Genomic DNA, 14927 nt, shown 5'->3' on the forward strand with positions numbered 1-14927 from the left:
TGGAACGGCTTGGTCCTGCGCCTACGTGTCGAGCGCGGCGAAATAGGCCTTCTCGATGTCGGCGGCCATCACATCGGCGCCGAAGCGTGCCTTGAGGTTGGCGCTATCGGGCATCAGGTCGCGATAGGCGGCCGGGTCGGCCAGCGCCTGGCTCATCCTGTCCGCGAGCTCGATCGGGTCAGGTCGGATCAGGGCGGGGGAACCGATGTCGAATATCTCCGGAATGCCGCCGACCGCGGTTGCGATCATCGACTTTCCCGCGGCAAGCGTTTCCAGGACGATATAGGGCATGGCTTCGGCGCGCGAGGGAACGATGATAAGCGCGGCAAGGGCAAAGGCCTCCCTGGCCGGCATCGGCGGCAGGAAGCGGACATGGCGCTCGAGCCCGAGGCGTTTCACTTGCCCGTGGTAACGCGGAAGGTCGTCGCCGTCGCCGACCATCACCGCGGTCAGCGCGCGGCCGAACCGCGGGCCGGCGAGCGCCAATGCGTCGATGAAGATGTCCGGTCCCTTCAGGTCGCGCATCATGCCGATATAAAGCAGGTCGGCTGCGTCCGGCGCGGTGATCACCGGCTCGAATTCAGTGGCGCGCAGGCCGTTATAGACGAGGGTGTTGGGAATGGGCGGCTCGCCTACCTTGTGGCGATAGGTCCGCCGCTCATAGTCCGAGACAAACAGCAGATAGTCGGTGAAGCGAGCCATGAAGCGCTCGAGCGCGAAGAACAGCTTTCCGGTGGTCGTGTTCTCGTCATAGTGGAGCGAGCCGCCATGCGGCGAATAAAGGCGGGCTACGCGAGACCTTGATACCCGCAACAATGAGCCGAACAGACGGGCATAGGCGCCACCCTTGGCGCCGTGCCCATGCAGTACGTCCGGCCGCAATTCCTTGATGATCCTGTACGTGCGCCAGGCCGAGGCAAGGTCGCCGGGACCGACGTGGCGCTGCATCGGCGTGCGATGAATGCCGAGCGCCAGCAAGTCCTTCATCTGCTCGAACAGATGTTCCTCGAACGTGCCGCCTGTCGTCGAATCGCAGACGATGCCGACGGAATGCCCGGCGGCGACCTGCGCCTCGGCCAGGTCGCGCACATGCCGGAAAATTCCTCCGACGGGTGAGCGAAAGCAATGGACGATCCTGAGCCTGTCCGCCACTTGGTATCTGTCAGAACAGACGTTCGCGGACGTAGACCGTATCGCCCGGCAGCAACGGGTCGGAGGTGACCACGCGGCCGGTCATCACCTTGCCGTTGATGTCGCGGGTGATGTCGACGCTTTCCTGGTTGGCGCGCGGCGTGAAGCCGCCGGCAATGGCGATCGCCTTCTGCACCGTCAGGCCGGGAACATAGGAATATTGGCCGGCGGCACCCACTTCGCCCATGACGAAGATCGGGCGGTAGCGGTCGATCTCGACCGAAACGTCGGGATCGCGCAGATAGCCTTGCCGCAATTTGTCGGCAATCTCCTTTTCCATTTGCTGCGCGGTGTGGCCGCGCGCTGGTATGGCGCCGACAAGCGGGAAGGAGAGATAGCCGGATTGATCGACGCTGTAGGTGTTGGTCAGCCCGTCCTGCTCGAACACGGTCACGCGGACGCGGTCGCCGGCGCCAAGACGGTAGGGCTGATCGAGCACCTCATGGAAGGCGGCCGGCGTCGGCCGGTAGCTGGAACAGCCAGCCAGCATCGATACGGCAAGCAGCGCGCGAAACAGGGAAGCAGTGCTTTTCATGGCCGGACAGGTACCTTCGACTGGTCGCTGCAACGTCGCAGCAACTCTAGGGATCGAGGTCCGTTATCATCCTGTTAGGGTTAATGGCCGGTAAAGGGAGCGGCCGACACGTGGCGCATCGGCAAGAGTTTTTGTGATTTTTGGCGGTTTTGTTTGTCACCCGCCAGTAAACCCTAACGGAAACTTACCACGATCTTAACGGCTGAGTTACCATAGTTGTTTACGGTGCGTGCTGACCCAGTATCGGAGTAGGGATGCATGTCCGTTCAGTCCGCGGCCGCAGATGTCGATGTCGATCTCAGGCAGCTCTTCGCCAGCCTGGCGAGGAACTGGCTGCGTATAGTCCTCGTCGTCCTGTTGGCAACCGGGCTGGCCTTCGCTTTCGCCTCGCTGGCAACCCGGCACTACAAAGCCGAGACGCAGGTGGAGATCGCGCCGCGCGAATCCATCTACACGCGGCCGGCCAGCAACAACAACGACACCGACAAGCCTATTCTCGACGAACAGGGCGTCGCCACCCAGGTCCAGATCATTTCCTCGAACGAAATCCTCAAGCAGGTCTCGCAAAAGCTCGGTCTGGAAAAACTGCCCGAGTTCAATGAAGCGCTCGACATGTCGGCGCTGAGCCGCGCTCTGGTCCTGGTCGGCCTGAAAAGCGACCCGATGGAAATTCCGACGGAAGAGCGCGTGCTCAAGAAAATGCACGAGAAGCTCAACGTCTATGGCGTCGAGAAGACCCGCATCATTGCCATCGAGTTCTCATCGGAAGATCCCAAGCTCGCGGCCGCCACACCAGACGCGATCGCCGCCGCCTATATAGCGGGGCAAGGGGCGGCCAAGCTCGAATCGAACAGCGCCGCGGCGGACTTCCTGGCGCCGGAAATCGCCGACCTGCAGCGGCAGGTCAAGGATGCCGAGGCGAAGGTCGCCGCTTATCGCGCCCAGTCCGATCTTCTGATGGGTGGCAACAATTCGGTGCTGGCCACCCAGCAGCTTTCAGAACTGTCGAGCGAACTGTCGAAAGTGCGCGCCAACCGCGCCACTGCGGAAGCGACCGCCGACGGTGTGCGCAGGGCGCTGCAGAATGGCGGTTCGCTGGATGCCGTGCCGGAGGTTCTGTCATCGGACCTGATCCAACGCTTGCGTGAGCGACAGGTCGAATTGCGCTCCAACATCGCCGATCTGTCGACGACACTGCTTGGCAATCATCCGCGCATTCGCGCGCTGAAATCGCAACTGTCCGATCTCGACGCGCAGATCCGCAGCGAGGCCCAGAAGATCATGAAAGGCCTGTTGATGCAGGCCGAGACCGCAAAGGCCCGCGAGAACCAGCTTGTCGCAGACGTCAACACGTTGAAGGCCGCTTCGGCGCAGGCCGGCGAACAGCAGGTCGATCTCGACGCACTGCAGCGCGACGCGACCGCCAAGCGACAGCAACTCGAGCTCTACCTGACCAACTACCGCGAAGCGGCATCGCGCCAGGATCGCAACTATCTGCCGGTCGACGCCCGGATCGCCTCGAAGGCTTCTGTTCCCTCCGAGGCCTATTTCCCGAAGGTCGGGCCGATCGTCGGCGCGGCTTTCGCCGCATCGCTGCTGATCATGGCCATCGTGACGCTTCTGCGGGAGCTGTTTTCAGGCCGCGCGATGCGGCCGGCGAGCGGTTCCCGTTTCGAACGGATCGATGAGGTCGCAATGCCCCGTGTGGCGCAGGCGCCGGTCGCCAAGCCATTTCTCCGCCAGGAGCCTGCCGTTTTGCAGGACCCCGTCGTTCGCCAGGAGCTGCCTGAACCTGCGGATGAAGCAGATGCGGAGCCCTATGCCGCCGCGATGCCGGCCATGGCCGAGGCGCCGGATGTGGTCGCAATGCCCGCAACTGCGGCGACAGAGCAAACGGCTGTCGAGCCCGAACCGGCGCGTTCCACCTTGGGCGAGATCGATATCGAGAAAGCTGCCGAAAAGCTGATCTCCAGCGGTGCGGCGCGCGCCATATTCGTCTCGCCGGAAGGCGACGAGGCGGCTGCATCCGCGATCCTGGTGGCGCGCGAGGTCGCCGACGCCGGGCTGCGCGTGCTGTTGCTGGACCTCACCGCGTCGGGGGCCGCCTCGCGGCCGATGCTGGACAGCGGCCTTTTCCCGGGCATCACCAACCTGCTCGCTTCGGAAGCGCAGTTCAGCGACGTCATCCACGCCGATCTCTACTCGGACTGTCACGTCATTCCCGTCGGAACCGCCGATCCGGTTCGTGCCATGCGTGCCGCCGACCGGCTGCCGATCATCATGCAGTCGCTGACGACAGCCTACGACCTGGTCGTGGTCGAGTGCGGACCGGCCGACGCGCAAGGCATCGGCCGCCTGACCGGCGATGCCACCGAGGTCTTTCTCTCCATGCTGGAGGCCGACGATGAGGTGACGCAGGCTGCGGTCAAGCTGATCGAGAACGGCTACCCCGACCTGACGCTGGTGACGCCGCTCGGCCACGAACCGCCCGGCAATCCGGTGCCGGGACGGCGCACTGCCGCTGCCTGAGGGAGCCGCGGATCGCTTGGCGGAACCGTTCTGCGGTTCGCCCGATCTATCCCAGTTCAAGCGTCGTTACGCCGAACACCCTTTGCAGGTCCAGTTCCGGGGCAGGACCTTTGTACATGCGCGTGGTGGTGAAGGTCGGCGCAAAGCCGGCCGCATCGAGCGCAGTTATGAAGCCGGTGTTATCGGCGGGGACGTCGATGTGCAGCTCGCCGCCCTCACAGGCACCGGCCAGTCCCTCCAGGAGTTGCAAAGCGGTTTCCATGTCGTCGGCAAACAGCGGGCCGATCTTGAAGCCGGATCGACAGCGGCGCGCCACACCAAAGCCGGTGACGCCGCGCGAACCGATCGCCGCCAGTCCATGATGCGGTTCCTGCAGCCATCCCTGCAGGAAGGCCCATCGTGACGCCGGAAAACAATGGGAGTCATAGGCGACGATGTCGGACAGGAGCTGCTTTGTAATCATCCGCAGCCCATCGTCCCTGACCGCCGGGCCTGCCTTGCGCCCGGTGAAGCGGATGGTCTCGTAGGCCGGTGCGAAGCCCTTGCGCCGGTAATTGGCCTGCTGCTCGGCGACGCCGTCAAGGCCGACGGTCCGGCCAACGAGCCTTTTCATGCCGGCGTCCCACACCGTCTTGCCGTAGCCCATGCCGCGCATGTCAGGCCGGGAGATGTAGAGGCCGATGAAACCGAATTCGCTTCCATAGGCCACGGCCGAAATTGCCGCAGCCATGTCGTCGCCGACAAAGGCGCCGATGAAGCCTTCGGGGTCCGCCGCCTGGAGCATCGCCGGGTCTTCAAGACCTGGGTTCCAGCCTTCCGCGGCCGCCCAGTCGACGAGAAGCCCCAGTTCCTGCAGGGACAGTGTGCGGATGATCGGCTTCATGGCGTCAGCTATCTTCTTCCGAGGGCGCTGCCTGACCGGCGGCTTTGCGGCGCAGCACCTTGGTCAGCTTCCAGATCATCGGGCTGTTCTTGACGAAGGCTTTCAGCCGCGCGCCTTGCCGAAGCGTCAGCGCCAGCATGCGGCCCTTCACGGTCAACGGGACCAGCACTTCGAAATGCCGCGTTTCGATATCGCACCACAGCCGCTTGTAAGGCTCATCTCCGACCGAAAAGTCATAGACCTCGAAACCAGTCTCGCAGGCTTCCTGGATGTTGTCGAAGAACAGGAAGTCGCCGGGGCTGGCGTGCCCGAGATCGTCCTCGGCGATCGCTCCGAATTCGCAGATCAGGCGTTTGCCCGAGCGGCTTGAACCGGTGATGGCGCGCAGCTTGCCGGCAACCGCGAGTCCGTGCAGCACGAACGAAGGCTTGTCCTCGGCAAGCGCCTGCATGAACAGCGCGCGGAAGAAGCCGCGTACCTGCGCGTCGCCAAAAACATTGGCGATGCCCATCTTGCGGAAGCGGAGCTCCTTCATCTCGAAGAAGGCGTCGAGCAGCGTGTCCACCTCGTCGGGGGTGCGGGCCTCAATGCGCCGATAGCTGCCTACGGCCTCGAATTTCCGGATCTGCGACCGGTGCTTCTTGCGTTTGCGTTTGCCGCTGGCGCGGGAAAGCAGCGCATCGAAGCCGCCGGCGAGATCGACGGCTAGCGACAGATTGGGGCTGGAAAAATGGTCGAGCGATGCGAGCGGATTGGCGACGCCGTCGAGATCGGGCAGCAACCGCTCGAGCGCGACCAGATCGATGTCCGGGCGTGCCTTGGCGATGGCCGCCAGTACCGATCGGAGGGCCGGTATATCCGCCTTGGCCAGCCAGTTCGGGTCCGCGGCGACGAAGTTGCCGTTGGCGTGGCGCCCACCCATGAAGCGGGCGATCCGGAACAGCCCCTTGGAGGCAACCTCCAGCGCCAGCGAAAAAACCGGTTTGCCCTCGACACTCAGCGTCGCGACAAGCAGGTCCGGTCGTGTCTCGGCCGCCCAATTCTGGACCCAGGCAGCACTCTGCGCCGGCCCAAACAAAGCCGAGCGGCAGAACTCGGCATAGGCCGCGAGTCCGTCCGTGGACGCCACTGAAATCGACAGGTCGGCATGGTCCCGTGGCAAGGCCCGCGACGATGCCTCGGTCGCCGCAAGCCGATTGCCGTCAAATGACGCAGTTGCGTCAACCATACCTCAATCCTTAGGGCGTATTGATCGCGATTTGGGGGTTCGCATAGGCGCATTCCGTGCTTGGATCAGCCTAGGCGCAAAAGGTGAATGAATGATCGACGGCGGGGAGGCAATCCGGAAACTGGCGCTGAACGTCGCCCGCTATACCGGCCTTGCACCGCTGGCCAAGCCGTTCATCGGCGGCATTGGCGCCATCCTGATGCTGCACCGTGTTACCGCGACGCCGGAAAAGCCGGACAGCGTCAACCGGCATCTGAATATCGCGCCCGGCTTCCTTGACGCCATGATCGCCGACATGAAGGCGCATGGCTATGCCTTCGTCTCCATGGACGAAGCGGTGGAGTGCATCAAGGTGGGCGGCAAAGGCGGTCAGTTTGCCACGATCACCGCCGACGATGCCTATCGCGACAACATGGTCGAGGCGCTGCCGGTGCTCGAGAAGCACGGCGCGCCGATCACCATCTATGTCGCGCCCGGGCTGATCAACGGCACAGCCGACCTGTGGTGGGACGTTGTCGAGGACATCGTCAACGCGCGCGATACCCTCACTCTGACGCGGCCGAACGGTCCCCTGACGATCGATTGCTCGACCCCCGCGAAGAAATTGCAGGCCAATGCACGCCTGCACGCCTATCTCACCTCGGAAGTCCGCGAGGAGGACCTGCAGGCCGTGTTGCGTGACCTGGCTCGCGCAAACGGCATCGACGCCGACGGCCCACGCTTGCGCACATTGATGAGCTGGGATGAAATCCGTCGCATCGCCGCGCATCCGCTGGTGACGATCGGCGCCCATACGATCAACCACAGCAACCTGAAGCGGCTCTCCGAAGCCGATGCCCGGCACGAGGTTGGCGCCGTGCGCGCCATGTTGCAGGCCGAACTGGGCGAAATGCCCCGCCATTTCGCTTATCCCTATGGCTATGCCAGCGCCGTCGGCTGCCGCGAAGTGGGCTTTGCCCGCGACGCCGGCTATACCTCCGCCGTGACGACGCGCCACGGCGTGCTGCGCGCCGAGCATGCCGGGTTCCTGCACGCCTTGCCGCGCATCTCCGTCAACGGCCGCTACCAGAGCCTCGCCCACATCCGCACCATGCTGTCGGGCGTGACGACGCCGCTCGCCAACGCCGGCAAGATGGTCGTCACCATCTGACGCTGGCGTTTTCGCCTAGCGCTTGGCTCTCGGCTCCAGCATCAGCCACTTGATGATGCCCATCGCCGGCAGCACCCAGAGCAGGCCGCTGAGCAAGAAAAAAAGGAAATGCACCCACGGACCCGACTCCGACAGCCGGGCGACCGCGAAGATCGATGCGACCAGCGCATAGACGATGACCAGCGCCACCAGCAGAAACATTCCGATCAGCTTTTTCAGACGCAGGGGCATGGTTGGTCTCCTGATCGAGCATGCCGGAATTTGCACAGGCGGCTTGGCAGGCTCAAGGGGTATTGGCCTCGCATATGCCTTGAGGCGAGACTGTGCAACCGGTGAGACGCGGCGCGACGGCGTGCCGCGCCGTATGGTCTTGCCAGCACGGGTGCGATGGTCCACCAATCCGCCAAATCAACCTGCCGGGACAAGATCATGGCTGCCATATCAGCTGCCGCGCCATACGTCGCCCGCGACCGCGACCTGCATAACCGGGCGCTGCTGCGCGGCTGGCTCTATGTGGTGCTTCTGGTGCTGTTTGCGCTGGTGCTGGTCGGCGGCGCCACCAGGCTCACCGATTCCGGCCTGTCGATTACGCAGTGGAAGCCGATCCATGGCGTGATCCCGCCGCTCAACGACGCCGAGTGGCAAGAGGAATTCCAGCTCTATCAGCAGATCCCGCAATATGCCGAGCTCAACAAGGGCATGAGCATCGAGGCCTTCAAGTCGATCTTCTGGTGGGAATGGGCGCACCGCATCCTGGCGCGCAGCGTCGGTCTGGTCTTTGCGTTGCCGCTGCTGGTTTTCTGGGCGACGCGCCGCATCGAGCGCGGCCTGGGCCCGAAACTCGTGGGCATTCTCCTGCTTGGCGGCCTGCAGGGCGCCATCGGCTGGTGGATGGTGGCTTCAGGACTGGTCGACCGTGTGTCCGTGAGCCAGTACCGGCTGGCGACCCACCTGACGCTTGCCGCGCTGATCTTCACCGCCACCATGGTGGTCGCGCGAGGGTTGGCGCCGCATTCCGAGCCTGCCGCCGATAGGTCGACGCAGAGGCTGGCCGGCTTCATCGTGCTGCTGGCGCTGATCCAGATCTATCTCGGCGGCCTGGTCGCCGGGCTCGACGCCGGCCTCAGCTACAACACCTGGCCGCTGATGGATGGCAAGATCATCCCGGGCGATCTGCTGATCCTCGAGCCGGCATGGCGCAACTTCTTCGAGAGCCCGAAGACGGTGCAGTTCGTCCATCGGCTTGGCGCTTACACGGTATTCGTCGTGGCGTTGTGGCACATGATCGCCACGCGCCGGCGGCTGCCTGAAACAACGCATGCGCGCCGCGCGACGCTGCTGTTCTTGGCTGTGCTGGTGCAGGCCTCGATCGGCATCGGCACGCTGCTGATGCATGTGCCGCTGCATATGGCGCTGACCCATCAGGGATTTGCGCTCATCGTCCTGGGGTTTGCAGCCGCCCATTGGCGCGGCACCAAGGGCGCCTATCCCTTGCCGCACGAAATCGCACGCAGGGCCTGACCTCGAACCGATCGGCCAACTACATCCAGAATTCGTTTGTAGATGTCGTCTTCTCGCCATCGAATTCCGCCTGCCGCAACGCCGCGGCGGACGGCGCGGACTGGTCCTGAGCGGCTTTGGCTACCTTGTCGGCGGCCTTGAGCGCATCGAGCCTGGCCTGGGCCACGGCGATATCCTGCTGCACCTGGGCAGCCTTTACCTGATCCGTGATCGCCTTGGCCTGGTCTTCCAGGTCCTGGATCTGCTTTTCGAGCGCGGCCTCCTGGGCTGCATTGCTCGAGGAACTCGACGAGGAATACTGGGCTGCCTGGGAGGAACCCGAAATCGCGCTGACCATGACAAATCCCGAAGTGGAGCCGAGGCCAGTCAGTAGCCCATCGCTGTGAACAAGCGATTACCGCGCCGCAGCCCGCGATCAGAAGCTTGCCCGCACCGCCCGGATCGCCTCGGCGATCGACAATTCGCGGCTCTCCTCGACCTCATTGTCGTCCTCATGATGCCAGGCAGCCGACAGGCAACCATAGGCGATGGCATGATCAAGGACGGCTGGTGGCGTCTGGCCCAGTGTTTTGGCGAAGATCTCGGCCATATGCGCGATCCGCTCCGGATCGAGGCAAAGCTCGTCCCGGTCGAGCGGGTTGTAGAACATGTTCGCGGCGTCGAAGCCGGGGTCGCCGAGAACGCCCTTCGGATCGATCGCCAGCCAGCCGCGCGGCCCGTGCAGGATGTTTTCGTGATGCAGGTCGCCGTGCAGGGGCCTGATATCGTGCGGATTGGCCAGCAGTCGATCGGCGATGATGGCGGCCTCGACATAGAGGCTGTCATGGCCCGAATCGCGGTCGATTGTCGCCTTCTTGAACAGGCTTGAAAACCGTTCCCGGAGCGGCTGAAGCTCGGGCGGGAAGGGGTCTTTCCCCTGTGAAAATAGTTTCGCCATCACCTCGGCCGCGATTTCGGTGGCGGCGTTGTCGCCCTGTTGGTCGAGCACCTGCTCCAACAAGGTCTCACCGGCATATTCGAGCAGCATGCTGTGGCCGTCGCGGCCGAGCAGGCGCACCGCGCCTTCGCCGCGTCGCCAGGCGAGATAATGCTCGCCGCGCAACTCGTCGGCGACGTCGTCGAAAGGCTTGAGCGCCTTGACGATCGCCGGCGAGCCGTCTGCGCGCAAAACCTTCCAGATGCGGCTCGAAAAGGTCTCGGCAATGAGTTCGGGTGCGCTGACTTTCCAGCGCGCCGGAAAGGCGGGCGTGTCCATCAGAGGCCGAGCATCAGATCCATGTTCTGCACGGCGGCGCCCGAGGCACCCTTGCCGAGATTGTCGTAGACCGCCAGCAGCAGGGCCTGCGCCCGTTTGTCATTGGCGAAGACATAGACCTTCATCCGGTTGGTGCCGTTGTAGACCTCGGGATCGATCTCCGGCATGCGCTCCGAATGCGCATAGGGCGCCACCTCGACCACGCCGCCCTTGATAGCGGCGAAATGGTCGGCAATCGCCGCATGCAGTTCCGCACCGGTCGGCACATGGTCGAGGCCGCCAAGCTGCAACGGCACGACGGTGATCATGCCTTGCGCGAAATTGCCGACCGCCGGCTGCATGATCGGATCATGCGACAGCCTGGCATAGGCCCTCAATTCCGGCACGTGCTTGTGCTGAAGGGTGAGGCCGTAGGGCAGGAATTCCGAGGCGTCCTCGCCCTTGGCGACATAGTCCTCAATCATCGGCCGTCCGCCGCCCGAATAGCCCGAAATGCCGTTGACGGTGATCGGGAAATCCGCCGGCAGCAGGCCTGATGTGACCAGCGGCCGCAGCGTGGCGATCGGTCCCTGCGGCCAGCAGCCTGGATTGGCGACGCGTTTTGCCGAGGCGATCGCCTTTGCCTGGTCCTTGTCCATCTCGGCGAAACCATACGCCCAGCCTTCCGCCACGCGATGCGCGGTCGACGCATCGATGACTTTGGTGGTGTCGTTGGCGATCAGCGAGACGCTTTCCTTCGCCGCGTCGTCGGGCAGGCACAGGATCGCGACATCGGCGGCGTTGAGGAACTCGGCGCGTGCCGCCGTTTCCTTGCGGCGTTCGGTCGGGATGGAAATGATCTCCAGATCACTGCGCTCGGTAAGCAGCGCCCTGATCTGCAGGCCTGTGGTGCCGTGTTCGCCGTCGATGAAGATTTTCGGTTTCATGGGTTGATCAAATTCCTTGGTATTTCAACACTATATGCCCTGACCTTGAATCACTGCGGCACCATTGTGGTTGCCGTTGTTCAACTCTTCAAGCCGGGCCTTTCGCTCAGCCAGCAGGCCGAGATATTGCATGGCCACCATCGAGCCGGCGATCGCCGTTATATCGGCGTGATCATAGGCCGGCGCAACCTCTACGACATCGGCGCCGACAATATCGATCTGGTTGAGCTGGCGCAGCGTTGACAGGATTTTCGCCGAGGACGGTCCGCCGGCGACCGGCGTGCCGGTTCCCGGCGCATAGGCCGGATCGAGGCAGTCGATGTCGAAGGTGAGATAGGTCTTCTTGCCGCCGGTGCGGTCAACGATGGCGTAGGCGATATCGGACGCCCGCATCTCCTCGATTTCATGGCCATGGAGGATCTTGATGCCGAACGTGTCGGGCGCATGAGTTCGGATGCCGATCTGGATCGAGCGGTCGGGATCGATGATGCCTTCCTTGACGGCACGGCCTACGAAGGATCCGTGATCGATGCGCTTGCCGTCGTCCGGCCAGGTGTCCTGATGGGCGTCGAACTGCACCAAGGCGAGCGGACCATGGATGGCGGCATGCGCCTTGAGCAGCGGCCAGGTGACGAAATGATCGCCGCCGAGCGTCAGCAGGAAGGCGCCCGACTTCAGGATCTTGGCCGCTTCACGTTCGATCGTGCCGGGTGTCTTCTGATGATTGCCCGAATCGAGCAGGCAATCGCCATAGTCGACGACCGCCAGATGCTCGAACAGATCGCGTGAAAACGGATATTGCGGGTCGTTGTCGAGGATCGCCGAGGCACGGCGGATGGCCTGCGGCCCGAAGCGGGCGCCCGGCCGGTTGGTGACGGCGGCATCGAAGGGAATACCCCATACCACAGCATCCGCGCCCTTCACGTCCTTGGTGTATTTGCGCCGCATGAACGACAGCGCGCCGGAATAGGTCGGCTCGAACGCGGCGCCCGTTTTGGAACGGGCGGTGAAGGCGTTGTCGATGTTGTTGTTCGCCATTACGGATCCTCGTTTTTCATCGGGTTGCAACAACTACAGAACCGGCACGGAAGATGCCAGTCACAGCTTGGCGAGACGGAATGGCGCTGCCCGAGTGCCACGGCAAGACAGGATTGTATCATCATGACGCAGACCGCGTTTCTCAACCCCACCCGTGCCGCGGCGTCGACCCACACCGGCACGGTCGCCGGTGAACGCTTCCTGGTGCTCGATTCGTGGCGTGGCATCTGCGCGCTTCTGGTGGCGCTGTTTCACATTCCGACCGCTTCGACGATTTCGCAAAGCGCCTTCATCGGTTCGTCCTACCTGTTCGTCGATTTCTTCTTCGTCCTTTCCGGCTTCGTCATCGCCAGCAGCTACGGCGATCGGCTGAACCAGCCGGAACAGGTCGCGCGCTTCGCCTTGGTCCGTTTCGGCCGCATCTACCCGCTGCACCTGCTCATGCTTGCCGCCTTTGCCGGCTTCGAGCTGCTGCGGCTGATGCTGCCGCAACTGCATGGAACCGGGGCTGCTCCCTTCACCGGCGGCTTCGATCTCAAGAGTTTGCTTGCCAATCTTCTCCTGCTCCAGGGTGTCGGCTTCGAGGATCAGCTGACCTGGAATGCGCCGAGCTGGAGCATTTCGGCCGAGTTCTTCGCCTATCTCTTGTTTGCCGGCGTGGTCTTCGTCGCCGGCGCGCGCGCCTGGATATGGTTCGTTGCCGCCGCCGTCACCGCACCGCTGTTCCTGCTCGGCTTCTCGACCCATCATATGGATGTGTCCTTCGATTTCGGCTTCATCCGCTGCCTGTATGGCTTCTCGCTCGGCGCCTTGCTGGCCTGGTTTCAGCATGATTCCATTGCAGGGGCGCGACAGGTCCTCGCCAGGAGTGGCCCGCGGATGGCCTGGACCCTTGCCGAGATCGTCATGGTGGCGGTCATCGTGCTTTTCGTCTCGCTGGCGGGCGACAATGATTTTGGCATCGCGGCCCCCCTGGTGTTCGCGCTGGCGCTGTTTCTGTTCGCCCATGAAGGCGGCTGGATCAGCGCCTTGCTGAGAGCCCCGTTCATGCTGACCCTCGGCGCGCTGTCCTACTCGATCTACATGGTCCACGTCTTCGTTCAGGCGCGCATGATCAACGTCGCCGGGCTCGTCGAGCGCAAGCTCGGCCTCGGCCTGATCGGCGACTTCACGCTGCGCGGCCAGCCTGCCACCGGCTTCGGTGCCGGCTGGATGGGAGCGGTGGCAATCGCCGTCATGCTCGCCGCCACCATTGCCGCCTCCTGGATCACTTGGCGCCTCATTGAGATGCCGGCCATGGCGTGGTTCCGCAGGCTCTCAAAACGCATCTGACGCGCACTCCCCGCGAACAACCGCTAGCCGGCTTCGTTCACCTGGATGTCACGAGGGTCGCCTATCCCGATTTCGATCCGGCAAGGAGCGATTCTCGATGCGGACCATCTGGCTGAGCCTTCTGTTTTCCTCGGCACTTGCGGCCTTTTCTGGCCAGTCATTGGCCGGCGAGACCCGCGCCAGGCAGATTCTTGACCGCTTCGAGCACGCCAACCAGTGGCGCGACCACGTCATGGTGGTCGCGCATCGCGCCGGCAGCATGCAGGCGGGCAAGACGCTCTACGCGGAAAATTCGATTGCCGCCGTGGAGGGGGCGATCGCGATGGGCGCAGAAATCGTCGAGGTCGATATCAGGCGCTCGAAGGACGGTGAGTTCGTCGTCATGCATGACAGCTGGCTCGACCGCACCACGACCTGCAAGGGCGAGGTGGTCAAATACACACTGGCCGAACTGAAGACCTGCAGGCTGGTGATCGAGGGCACCGGCGCCGTCACCAATGAGACGGTTTCGACGCTGCGCGAGATGCTCATGGCAACCAGGGACAGGATCCTCATCAACCTCGACAACAAGCTCGACGTCGGCGACCTCTCGGGCATGATCGCGGTGGCTCGCGATCTCGGCTTGGCCGAGCAGGTCATCGTCAAGGAGAATTTGTGGAACCAGGCCAGGATCACCACGGTTAAGGCCGCCATGGCCGCTATCGGCGGCGGCTTCCAGTTCATGCCGATCATCGCCGATGATGCGGTGCGTGATGCCGGCTTCGCCCGGACGGTCGACCATGCCTTTTCGCCGCGCGCGATCGAGCTCATCAACTGGCGGGCAGGCGCCGACACGCTGACCGAGACCGGCGGACCGTTGTTCAGCACACGCATGCGCGCGGCCGCGGTGAGGGGAAACTGGCATATCTGGGCCGACACCTACGCCATCGCTGGCAAGCCGGGCGGCTTCCTTGCCGGCGGCCGCGGCGACGAACTGGCCGTGCAGGCCAGCCTGCCGCGCGAAAGCTGGGGTTTCTGGGCCGATCGCGGCGCCACCATCATCCAGACCGACGAGCCGAAGGCGGCCATTGGCTGGCTGGCGGTGAACGGTTTTCGCGTGCCTTATGCGAACGAGGCGCGGCCCGTTGAGCCGGCGAATACGGCGAGTATCAACTAAGCGGCGGCTGCAGCAGCCAATCTCCCCCCTTGCGGGCCTGTTGCAAAATTGTGTGGATGTGGTTCCCTGTTTTTGAAACGGGGATCTTGCGATGACGACGAAGCCGAGCGGTCAGTTCAGTTTTGTGGAGGCTCTGCTGCCGCAGGGTCTTGGTCGGAGCGGTCGCCTGGACCGGTTGTCGTT

Annotated in this window: 15 protein-coding genes; 5 read left to right on the plus strand and 10 right to left on the minus strand. The window is 63.6% G+C overall.

All coding sequences use genetic code 11. The features are described from left to right. Nucleotides 1-21: 21 nt before the first annotated feature. Together NKI66_RS28650 and NKI66_RS28655 are read right to left on the minus strand one after the other, a co-directional pair. A complete protein-coding gene (locus NKI66_RS28650; RefSeq protein WP_128305462.1) occupies nucleotides 22-1152 on the minus strand; it encodes a glycosyltransferase family 4 protein in 1131 nt (376 codons plus the stop codon). 10 nt (nucleotides 1153-1162) lie between these two features. After that, on the minus strand, nucleotides 1163-1726 hold the full coding sequence (locus tag NKI66_RS28655; protein ID WP_013532220.1) for a polysaccharide biosynthesis/export family protein: 564 nt from the start codon (nucleotides 1724-1726) through the stop codon (nucleotides 1163-1165). Between the two features lie 258 nt (nucleotides 1727-1984). On the opposite strand from NKI66_RS28655, the gene NKI66_RS28660 reads away from it, so the two are divergent. Further along, nucleotides 1985-4255, plus strand: a complete 2271-nt coding sequence (locus NKI66_RS28660; protein ID WP_352753738.1) for a GumC family protein — start codon at nucleotides 1985-1987, stop codon at nucleotides 4253-4255. Nucleotides 4256-4301: 46 nt separating this feature from the next. On the opposite strand, the gene NKI66_RS28665 is transcribed toward NKI66_RS28660, so the two are convergent. Both NKI66_RS28665 and NKI66_RS28670 read right to left on the minus strand, forming a co-directional pair. Continuing rightward, nucleotides 4302-5138, minus strand: coding sequence for a GNAT family N-acetyltransferase (locus NKI66_RS28665; RefSeq protein ID WP_023810260.1), 837 nt, complete (start codon nucleotides 5136-5138; stop codon nucleotides 4302-4304). 4 nt (nucleotides 5139-5142) lie between these two features. Then, nucleotides 5143-6366: a GNAT family N-acetyltransferase gene (locus tag NKI66_RS28670; protein WP_023810261.1), complete on the minus strand. Its 1224-nt coding sequence runs from the start codon at nucleotides 6364-6366 to the stop codon at nucleotides 5143-5145. Nucleotides 6367-6457: 91 nt separating this feature from the next. Between NKI66_RS28670 and NKI66_RS28675 the strand changes: the two genes are divergently transcribed. Beyond that, nucleotides 6458-7516 carry a polysaccharide deacetylase family protein gene (locus NKI66_RS28675; RefSeq protein WP_023810262.1) on the plus strand — a complete coding sequence of 353 codons (1059 nt, stop codon included), beginning with the start codon at nucleotides 6458-6460 and terminating at the stop codon, nucleotides 7514-7516. Between the two features lie 15 nt (nucleotides 7517-7531). Here the strand turns inward: NKI66_RS28675 and NKI66_RS28680 are convergent, their stop codons facing one another. Next, complete coding sequence (locus tag NKI66_RS28680; protein ID WP_023810263.1) at nucleotides 7532-7747, minus strand: DUF2842 domain-containing protein; 216 nt, start codon at nucleotides 7745-7747, stop codon at nucleotides 7532-7534. Between the two features lie 198 nt (nucleotides 7748-7945). On the opposite strand from NKI66_RS28680, the gene NKI66_RS28685 reads away from it, so the two are divergent. After that, nucleotides 7946-9037, plus strand: a complete 1092-nt coding sequence (locus NKI66_RS28685) for a COX15/CtaA family protein (RefSeq protein WP_023810264.1) — start codon at nucleotides 7946-7948, stop codon at nucleotides 9035-9037. Nucleotides 9038-9056: 19 nt separating this feature from the next. Here NKI66_RS28685 and NKI66_RS28690 read toward each other — a convergent pair whose 3' ends face one another. The 4 genes from NKI66_RS28690 to speB all read right to left on the minus strand — a co-directional run bounded on the left by NKI66_RS28690 (nucleotide 9057) and on the right by speB (nucleotide 12256). Then, nucleotides 9057-9374 carry a hypothetical protein gene (locus NKI66_RS28690; RefSeq protein ID WP_023810265.1) on the minus strand — a complete coding sequence of 106 codons (318 nt, stop codon included), beginning with the start codon at nucleotides 9372-9374 and terminating at the stop codon, nucleotides 9057-9059. A gap of 78 nt (nucleotides 9375-9452) precedes the next feature. Next, on the minus strand, nucleotides 9453-10295 hold the full coding sequence (locus tag NKI66_RS28695) for an aminoglycoside phosphotransferase family protein (protein WP_352677836.1): 843 nt from the start codon (nucleotides 10293-10295) through the stop codon (nucleotides 9453-9455). After that, nucleotides 10292-11218: an N-acetyl-gamma-glutamyl-phosphate reductase gene (gene argC, locus NKI66_RS28700; RefSeq protein ID WP_023810266.1), complete on the minus strand. Its 927-nt coding sequence runs from the start codon at nucleotides 11216-11218 to the stop codon at nucleotides 10292-10294. Before argC ends, NKI66_RS28695 begins: the two co-directional genes overlap by 4 nt. Nucleotides 11219-11248: 30 nt before the next feature. Continuing rightward, a complete protein-coding gene (gene speB, locus NKI66_RS28705; protein WP_023810267.1) occupies nucleotides 11249-12256 on the minus strand; it encodes an agmatinase in 1008 nt (335 codons plus the stop codon). Between the two features lie 123 nt (nucleotides 12257-12379). On the opposite strand from speB, the gene NKI66_RS28710 reads away from it, so the two are divergent. Together NKI66_RS28710 and NKI66_RS28715 are read left to right on the plus strand one after the other, a co-directional pair. Further along, nucleotides 12380-13588 (plus strand): acyltransferase family protein, encoded by a 1209-nt coding sequence (locus NKI66_RS28710; RefSeq protein WP_352753740.1) that lies wholly within the window; start codon nucleotides 12380-12382, stop codon nucleotides 13586-13588. Between the two features lie 97 nt (nucleotides 13589-13685). Then, entirely contained in the window at nucleotides 13686-14744 is a 1059-nt protein-coding gene (locus tag NKI66_RS28715) for a glycerophosphodiester phosphodiesterase family protein (RefSeq protein ID WP_352611713.1), read from the plus strand. Here the strand turns inward: NKI66_RS28715 and NKI66_RS28720 are convergent. After that, nucleotides 14737-14927 (minus strand): hypothetical protein (locus NKI66_RS28720; protein ID WP_352753743.1); only part of this gene is annotated, 191 nt, incomplete at its 5' end. The two genes, NKI66_RS28715 and NKI66_RS28720, sit on opposite strands and share 8 nt — an antisense overlap.

This window comes from Mesorhizobium sp. M0518 (assembly GCF_040321125.1).
In the GTDB taxonomy this organism is placed as follows: Bacteria; Pseudomonadota; Alphaproteobacteria; order Rhizobiales; family Rhizobiaceae; genus Mesorhizobium.

Bases quoted from the DNA above. Each gene is read 5' to 3' on its own strand.
- NKI66_RS28655 (WP_013532220.1), bottom strand. From the start codon at position 1,726: ATGAAAAGCACTGCTTCCCTGTTTCGCGCGCTGCTTGCCGTATCGATG.
- NKI66_RS28660 (WP_352753738.1), top strand. From the start codon at position 1,985: ATGTCCGTTCAGTCCGCGGCCGCAGATGTCGATGTCGATCTCAGGCAG.
- NKI66_RS28665 (WP_023810260.1), bottom strand. From the start codon at position 5,138: ATGAAGCCGATCATCCGCACACTGTCCCTGCAGGAACTGGGGCTTCTC.
- NKI66_RS28670 (WP_023810261.1), bottom strand. From the start codon at position 6,366: ATGGTTGACGCAACTGCGTCATTTGACGGCAATCGGCTTGCGGCGACC.
- NKI66_RS28675 (WP_023810262.1), top strand. From the start codon at position 6,458: ATGATCGACGGCGGGGAGGCAATCCGGAAACTGGCGCTGAACGTCGCC.
- NKI66_RS28680 (WP_023810263.1), bottom strand. From the start codon at position 7,747: ATGCCCCTGCGTCTGAAAAAGCTGATCGGAATGTTTCTGCTGGTGGCG.
- NKI66_RS28685 (WP_023810264.1), top strand. From the start codon at position 7,946: ATGGCTGCCATATCAGCTGCCGCGCCATACGTCGCCCGCGACCGCGAC.
- NKI66_RS28690 (WP_023810265.1), bottom strand. From the start codon at position 9,374: ATGGTCAGCGCGATTTCGGGTTCCTCCCAGGCAGCCCAGTATTCCTCG.
- argC (WP_023810266.1), bottom strand. From the start codon at position 11,218: ATGAAACCGAAAATCTTCATCGACGGCGAACACGGCACCACAGGCCTG.
- speB (WP_023810267.1), bottom strand. From the start codon at position 12,256: ATGGCGAACAACAACATCGACAACGCCTTCACCGCCCGTTCCAAAACG.
- NKI66_RS28710 (WP_352753740.1), top strand. From the start codon at position 12,380: ATGACGCAGACCGCGTTTCTCAACCCCACCCGTGCCGCGGCGTCGACC.
- NKI66_RS28715 (WP_352611713.1), top strand. From the start codon at position 13,686: ATGCGGACCATCTGGCTGAGCCTTCTGTTTTCCTCGGCACTTGCGGCC.